Consider the following 7,513-nt stretch of genomic DNA (forward strand, 5'->3'; position numbering starts at 1 on the left):
TCAGCAAGAAAGCGTGCTTCTTTGATTATACTGCCCGAATTGTTAATCGGGCAGTTTCAGAAAGTCACTAATATTGCTTCTTCCAGTCAAAAGGTAACAGTTCACTGAGAAACAAAACCTTTTCTTGCATGACTTTTACTTCTGCATGGATATTTTCTGGATGTATTTGGCTGATAAACTCCCGGCAACGTCCACAGGGGGGAAGGATATTGCCATGCCGGTTAACCGCGATAATCCTGATTATCTGCGTTTCGCCCTGTTTTATCATCTCCGCAATTGCACCGTGTTCGGCACAAAATCCCATGGAACAGGCGGTATCAATATTAATTCCGGTATAAATATGACCTGATGTGCTTTGAATAACCGCAGCCACATGACCATATTTAATGTATTTATTGAGTTGTGTTGGCGAGATTAATTGATGTGCCACATGTTCCATTTCGTCAAAAGAAATCACAAACTACTCCTTACTGATGATTGAACAACACAATAAATAGACGGCTTAATCTTTTATATTCCGGATAAGCTCAACAACCGATTGTGCCATCTCCTGCTCATTATCGCCTTCAACCCGGATAATCACCTCCATACCATTTTTAATTCCCATCGACATCACCTTAAACATACTTTTTAAATTAGCGCTTTTCTCTCCCCTGATAATTTCAATTTTTCCATGGTAATTCTTGACAAAATTACACAGTTGGACACAGGGGCGGGTATGTAACCCTGATGGCGCCGTCACCACAACAGAATATTCAACCATAAAATTTACCTGCCAATAAAAATAAGATTAGCATTTTGTTAATGAGCCGCCACGAGTTTGAATAACATCCTGATACCAGTAAAACGAATCTTTCTTATAACGGGCTAGATCTTTAATATCTTTATCTGTTCGATTGACATAAACAAAACCGTATCTTTTTTTATATCCATTGCTGGTGGAAAGCACATCAATAAAACTCCACGGATTATAGGAAATAACCTCAGCCCCATAATTCATCGCGCGTTTAATCGCATGAATATGCTGTTGAATATAGTTAATGCGATAATCATCATGAATAGAACCATCCGATTCCAATTTATCATCGGCACCAAAGCCATTTTCAGTGATCATCAATGGCTTCTGATAACGGGTATATAAATCACGCAACAGATACTCCAATCCAATGGGGTCAATTGTCCAATCCCAGTCTGTGCTATCAAGATGTGGGTTTTTATGGATTTGGTAGAAATCCGGCTGAATTTCATGTCCATCTATTTGCCCTTTAATACCGGTTGGATTAAACCCATCCATTCGCCGTTGAGCACCTTTTGGTGCGGCAGCAGCAGCATGGCTGCAATAATAATTAATGGCCAAAAAATCAGAATAGCCTTCTTTAATTAATGCTATATCACCCGCTTCGATACGCGGTGCCAGCCCCTGATTTTCCAGATAGATTAATGCGGATGGGTTATAGTGCCCTTTCAGATAGATATCGGTGAAATAGTAATTACGCAGATCATTGGCATTTTGCGCCGCTAAATTATCTTCCGGTTTGCTGGTGAGCGGATAAATAGCGGAATAGCCCAAAGCCGCGCCGACCAACCCGTTGGGAACCCATTGATGAACTAATTTGCAGGCGATAGCATGGGCAAGATTCATATGATGATTGATCTGATATTTGATCTGTTCATCATGCAGGTAGTGCTCTGGAATCAAACACTTTTTCGTCCAGAATTGCACAATAATACTTTGTTCATTGATGGTCAGCCAATATTGCACTTTTTTGCCAAACTCTTTGATCACAAATTCGGCGTAATGAGCAAAATCTTCAACGCTTTGCCGATTGATCCAGCCATGATATTTTTCGACCAGCGCCATCGGCATATCATAATGGTATAGCGTCGGAATGGGCGTTATGCCATTTTCCAATAAGCCATCAATAAGATTGTGATAAAATTCCACGCCCTTCTTATTCACTTCCCCGATACCGTCCGGAAAAATACGCGACCATGCAATGGAAAAGCGATAAGATTTCAAACCAAGCTCTTTCATTAATGCAATATCTTCTTGATAGCGATGATAATGATCGCTGGTGATATGCGTATCTGCAAAATCGGGATTATTATTGATGACATCTTGTTGTGAAAGTTTTTTACCGTATTTTTCCGCAGCCCCTTCAACCTGATAAGCACTGGTTGATGCTCCCCAAAGAAAATTTTCTGGGAATAAATGGTTATTTTCTGTCATGATATTTTCCTTTTATTGATTTGCATTGGTCATATTATGAATAAATTCATACAGGCTAATGATTTCTTTTCTTAAATTAAGCTCGCTGCGTATCGTCATTAATGTATCCTGAGCATGAATAAACAGGAGATCTAAATGGAAACTTTCACCTTGCGTCTCTTTTTGAATAATCTCAGTTTGTGCATGATGAGCAGAGAGCATCATTTTTCTGGCTTTTTTCAGAGATAAATGGGCATTTTCAAAATCCCCCTTATGGGCATATTTAATGGCTTCTTCACTTTTTTCTCTTGCATTACCTGCATTGAGAATAATCTCCAGAGCAACGGGGGTTAAGATATTGTCCTCACGGTTCATTTTTAAAGTTCCTGATAACATTAAACAATTCAATCCTGCTGACGAGTAGTGGCATTTTCTTCCTCAATACGTTGTTTTTCATAAACCTTAAAGAAGGGATACCAGGTGATAAGGAAAACCGCCATCAGTACCACATAGCAAATAATCGCCCGCCAGTCTTCCGTAATGATGACACTGGAAAACGGAGCTGGTATCTGACCTACTTGAATCATTTTGGCCGGTATATTTAGCCAATCTGAACGCATGAAAATCCAGACGATAATTGGACTGGTAATGGCATTGATCCACATTGGCAGCATTAAGAGTGGGTTGAGGACAATCGGCGTACCAAACACCAACGGTTCATTAATATTGAAGAAAGACGGGCCGATGCAAATATAGCCTGTTGTTTTCAGTTCTCTGGATTTTGAAAACAACATTAAAAGATTCAGGGCAAGCGTGGCACCAGTTCCTCCCATTGTAATCAAAGCCGCGGTAAATAGGGTTTCGTAAGTCACAATATGGGTCGGCGGTTGTCCGGCAGCAACCTGCGCAATATTAGCACTGATCCCAAGCATGAAGATGGGCATTTGCAGCCCCGTAAACGTCCAGACGGAAATGCCCATCGACATCGCGATTGCAGGGATAAGCGCCATGAGGATAAAGCCCGGCAGGGTTTGCCCGAACGCCGCGATAGGGGAAAAGAATGACAGAAGTTTGGAAAAGACATCAATATCAAAGGCAAAGACCAACAATGTTCCAAGTCCGATGGAAATCAGTATGGGAATAATTGCGTGTATCCAACCGACAACGAAATCAGGCAGAGAGCTCTCTTTCAAAAAACCTGTCTTGGTATATAAATGAAAGAGATAAGAAACAAACAGCCCTGTGACAATGCCTAATAAAATTCCCGCTGGGCCAAAACGGTCAAAGCTTACGATCATATTGCCATCGGTAAATTCTGGCTTGATAAACATCATGTAAACACAAATCGAAGTGAGCCCCGCGATTAGCGTATAACGAAAATGATACAGCTTCTCCATCATTTGGTGAGCAATCATAAAAGCCGTAATTAAACCGAGCATCCCGAAGGAATAATTGGCAATTTTTCCAAGGTCAGGCAAGAATAAAAAATAAGAACGAAATACGTTATAAAAAAAGATAAGTGAACCGGCTAAAATAAACGGTATATTTTTTTGCATTGCCCCAGAAATGGCGGCTACCCAAGGTCGCTTGGTAAAATTTTGCATAGCAGGGGCAAATGAGTCGGATAACCAAGACATAAACGCTTGCATTCTGTATCCCTCTTTAGTTATTTTCCACTAAAATTCCTTGGTAACGCTATTTTAAATGGTCGAGTTAGTTTTTCAGGGTATTTATGGCTAACTCAAGTAAGGCTTTACCATCTAACCGGCCATAGATTTCTTGTGGTACCACCATGACGGGAATATGATAACGGTCGGCTTGTTTCTGGAACTCTTTCTGCTGTGAAGCATAGTGTGGCCCAAGAAAGAGAATATCGATGACAGAAAAATAGTCTGCCACCTCACTTTCACTTCTGGCTTCAACGGTAACAGGAATACCCTTATCTTTTGCCTCATTACGGGTTCTGGTTGCCAGCATTCCACTGGATATACCCGCTCCGCAGCATAGCATAATAAATGTTTTTTTCATGTTGTCCTCTTATTGTTACGTTTTTCATTAACTTCTATTTTTCGATAAAAATACACTCTCTACTGTTTTCGTTGCATGTTCAAATGACTGTTTGCACTCATAGAGGGCAAGTTTTTATTTTTAAATAAAAATATTAACAGTAATATGGTGGCGTTATTTTGAATTTTATGGGTGTTATTATGCTAAGGACTAAACAGAAAGCGTTATTAGATTACCTACTCACGCAGAATATGCCTGTTTCAGCATTGAAATTATCTCAAGTCTTAGCGGTATCAATAAGATCTGTGAAAAATTATGTTACGGAGATTAATGAACGACACGAGCAAAAAGTTATTATTTCCAGCCGGCAGGGATACTTATTATCCCACAATTTATTATCAACACAAATAGTCAGTCAGTTACATTGCCAGAAAAACAATTTACCCAAAACTTATCAAGAAAGGGCTCATTTTATTATTAAAGAGATCTTGTTATTTAAGCGAAGTAGTAATATATATGACCTCAGTAGCGATTTATGTATTAGTGATTCTACCTTAAAGGCATTGGTATATAAAATGAACTCATCATTTGAGCGCTTCAACGTAAAATTTTTATGTAAAAATAGTCATATTGAAATCTCAGGCGCTGAACATGATCTAAGAAAACTGGTTTCTTATACCATCTTTGAGCAAACAAGTTATCGTTTTATTGACTTAAAAGTATTGGAAAAAACGTTTGAAAGCGAGAAAATCAAAGAAGTCATTGAAATAATTACAAATGTTTTTGAGCGATGGGAATGGTATTTGAGTGATTTTGCCTATACTAACCTTGTTTTACACTTCCTGATACTGATTGAACGATTAAAACAGGAAAGATATTTAGAGAATCAACGATTATCGATAGAAAATAGTGATCTGAGATTGATCTCAGATGAATTATGCGACAAACTTCAACTCAGTTTTGGCATTTTTGTTCCTGAAAACGAAAGAAAATCGTGCTACCTTTTTTTGAAAACAAATACAAATTTTAATAAGGCAGATAATGAGGTTATTGATTCAGTTGGCGCTGAACTTTACCAATTTACGCGGCAAATTGCTGAATCCGTGCAAGAACATTATCTGATTAACCTATCCTCCGATGATTTTATTTCTTTATTGTCTTTACATTTATCGGGATTACAAACAAGACTGAAATATAAGATCTACACGAAAAACCCCATGTTGGAAACCATCAAAAAGGAATGCAGAATTATCTTTGATATTGCTATCTTTATTTCTTTGCAACTCAATCACTTTTTCAATAATACATTGAATGAGGATGAAATTTCTTTCATTGCATTACATGTCGGGGCGGAATTTGAACGGCAGAAAAGAAATGTCACTAAAATTAAGGCCGTGCTCTTGTGTCCGAGTTATCGCGGAATTGAAAATAAAATCTACCATCAGCTATTACGTGATTTTGGGGATGAGATCAATCTTATTAAGGTGATAGCTCACCCTTCTGAACTGGAGGGCATGGAAGTTGAGTTATTGATTACAACGATAAGTTTTTCTCCAGGGCGTTATTATGAAACGGTCTACATTTCTCCTTTCCATTTAAGGGATAAACATTCTGAGCTGATGGAAAAAATTGATATCGCTAAGGCAAACCGGAAATGGGCAACACTAAAGCGAAATATTGATTTGTTCTTTGATCCCGGGCTTTTTCTTTTTAACCCCGATTTCCGTGACCGGAACGAACTTATCGAAATGGTTTGCCAGAAGATGTTAGCAAAGAGCTATGTGGAAGCGGATTTTATTGATTATGTCTATGAGCGTGAGAATGCCTCTTCAACCGCTTTTGGCATTTTAGCGCTGCCTCACTCAATAAAACTGGATGCGGTGAAAACCTGTATTGCTGTCGCCATCAGCCCAAAAGGCATACGCTGGGGCAAAAACGAACGTGTGCATGTGGTATTTTTGAGCGCAATAAACCGGGTAGACAAAACCGACTTTACTGAGAGTTATGATGCCTTGTTGGATATCTTCCATCACGATGGGGTTATTCGTGCACTGAGTAAACTTACTGATTTTGAAAAGTTTCGGGATATTTTGACGGGATATAAATACCATTAGTTGAGGGTATTTTGTTGTTGATATATTGATTTATGCATAAATGAATAACAAAAAACCTCTTTATAATTTAATGTTATTTTTATGGTTGTTTAATTAATAGCGTTCTTCATCTGGTTTATGAATTGTTTAAAATAAGTCTTTTAATGTTGTGGTGTTAAAAGAAATAAATAATGATGAATTTAATATATAAGGTGTCTTTCATGTTTCTATTTTTTATGAGAGTTTTATTTTAATTATTACTAACAAAAAATGTGAAATGAATCACGATTCATGATTAAAGTGGCTTGTTTTATAAGAAATGGATGGAGGTTTTTGTGAGTCAGTCTTTATTAAATGGAAATAATAAAAAAACAATGTTAAGCCGTTTTTTTATTGCTGCTAAAAAGTATCCAGAAAGAATAGCAATCAAAGAAAATCAAAGGGAAATGAGTTACTGTGAACTACAAAATTGTATTATAAGTATATCTGATGAATTGCGAAAGAGAGGGGTTAAATTAGACGATAGAGTTGCTGTAGAACTTTCCCACTCTGCGGAATTAATAACTGTTTTGCTCGCTATACAGTGTGTTGGAGCTGCATATATTCCAATTGATAAAAAAGCACCTAAAGAAAGAAATCAGTTAATTCTTAGTGATGCTTGTCCTGTTTTAATCATTAATGATGATAGTTCAATTTTACATAGAGATAAAAAAGAAGTTATTAATTATACACAAAAAACTTTGGGGTATGACGGATCACTATTACAAGAAATTGCATATATAATATATACATCTGGAACTACTGGTAACCCAAAGGGAGTACCAATTACTCACGAAAATTTGCTTTCATTATTTGATGCAACAGAGTGTCTTTATCATTTCAATGAAGAAGATACTACGCTTTTATATCATTCTTATTCCTTTGATTTTTCCGTATGGGAGATGTGGTCTGTTTTAGCATATGGTGGTAGATTAGTGATACCAGATGAAGAGACGCGAATAACGCCACATAAATTGGCTAAATTAGTTAGAGATGAACACGTTACTCTACTAAACCAAACTCCGACAGCATTTTCTATTAATTCCGGTGCATTTTCTAAATATAGAGTAGAGGAGTTTTCATTGCGTTTTATTATGTTTGGAGGAGAGAGGCTAAATTTTCAAACACTTAGAAGTTGGTATCAACAATTTGGTTTGCATTCACC

8 protein-coding genes are annotated in these 7,513 nt (G+C 37.5%); 2 read left to right on the forward strand and 6 right to left on the reverse strand.

The genetic code is table 11. The features are described from left to right. Positions 1-67: 67 nt before the first annotated feature. From PSI15_RS16530 to PSI15_RS16555, 6 genes are all read right to left on the reverse strand, one after another. Positions 68-457, reverse strand: a complete 390-nt coding sequence (locus PSI15_RS16530) for a cytidine deaminase family protein (protein ID WP_273584491.1) — start codon at positions 455-457, stop codon at positions 68-70. A gap of 45 nt (positions 458-502) precedes the next feature. Then, the gene (locus PSI15_RS16535; protein WP_273584492.1) at positions 503-763 is read right to left on the reverse strand and encodes an HPr family phosphocarrier protein; all 261 of its coding nucleotides are present in this window, start codon (positions 761-763) and stop codon (positions 503-505) included. Between the two features lie 27 nt (positions 764-790). Then, entirely contained in the window at positions 791-2,230 is a 1,440-nt protein-coding gene (locus PSI15_RS16540) for a glycoside hydrolase family 1 protein (RefSeq protein ID WP_273584493.1), read from the reverse strand. 12 nt (positions 2,231-2,242) lie between these two features. Beyond that, positions 2,243-2,584: a PTS lactose/cellobiose transporter subunit IIA gene (locus tag PSI15_RS16545; protein ID WP_273584494.1), complete on the reverse strand. Its 342-nt coding sequence runs from the start codon at positions 2,582-2,584 to the stop codon at positions 2,243-2,245. Between the two features lie 29 nt (positions 2,585-2,613). Next, on the reverse strand, positions 2,614-3,858 hold the full coding sequence (locus PSI15_RS16550) for a PTS transporter subunit EIIC (RefSeq protein ID WP_273584495.1): 1,245 nt from the start codon (positions 3,856-3,858) through the stop codon (positions 2,614-2,616). A gap of 64 nt (positions 3,859-3,922) precedes the next feature. Beyond that, positions 3,923-4,237 carry a PTS sugar transporter subunit IIB gene (locus PSI15_RS16555; RefSeq protein WP_273584496.1) on the reverse strand — a complete coding sequence of 105 codons (315 nt, stop codon included), beginning with the start codon at positions 4,235-4,237 and terminating at the stop codon, positions 3,923-3,925. Between the two features lie 167 nt (positions 4,238-4,404). Between PSI15_RS16555 and PSI15_RS16560 the strand changes: the two genes are divergently transcribed. Together PSI15_RS16560 and PSI15_RS16565 are read left to right on the forward strand one after the other, a co-directional pair. After that, positions 4,405-6,330, forward strand: coding sequence for a BglG family transcription antiterminator (locus PSI15_RS16560; RefSeq protein ID WP_273584498.1), 1,926 nt, complete (start codon positions 4,405-4,407; stop codon positions 6,328-6,330). A 314-nt stretch (positions 6,331-6,644) separates the two neighbouring features. Then, positions 6,645-7,513 (forward strand): AMP-binding protein (locus PSI15_RS16565; protein WP_273584497.1); only part of this gene is annotated, 869 nt, incomplete at its 3' end.

Source organism: Xenorhabdus sp. PR6a, assembly GCF_028599065.1.
GTDB lineage: Bacteria > Pseudomonadota > Gammaproteobacteria > Enterobacterales > Enterobacteriaceae > Xenorhabdus > Xenorhabdus doucetiae.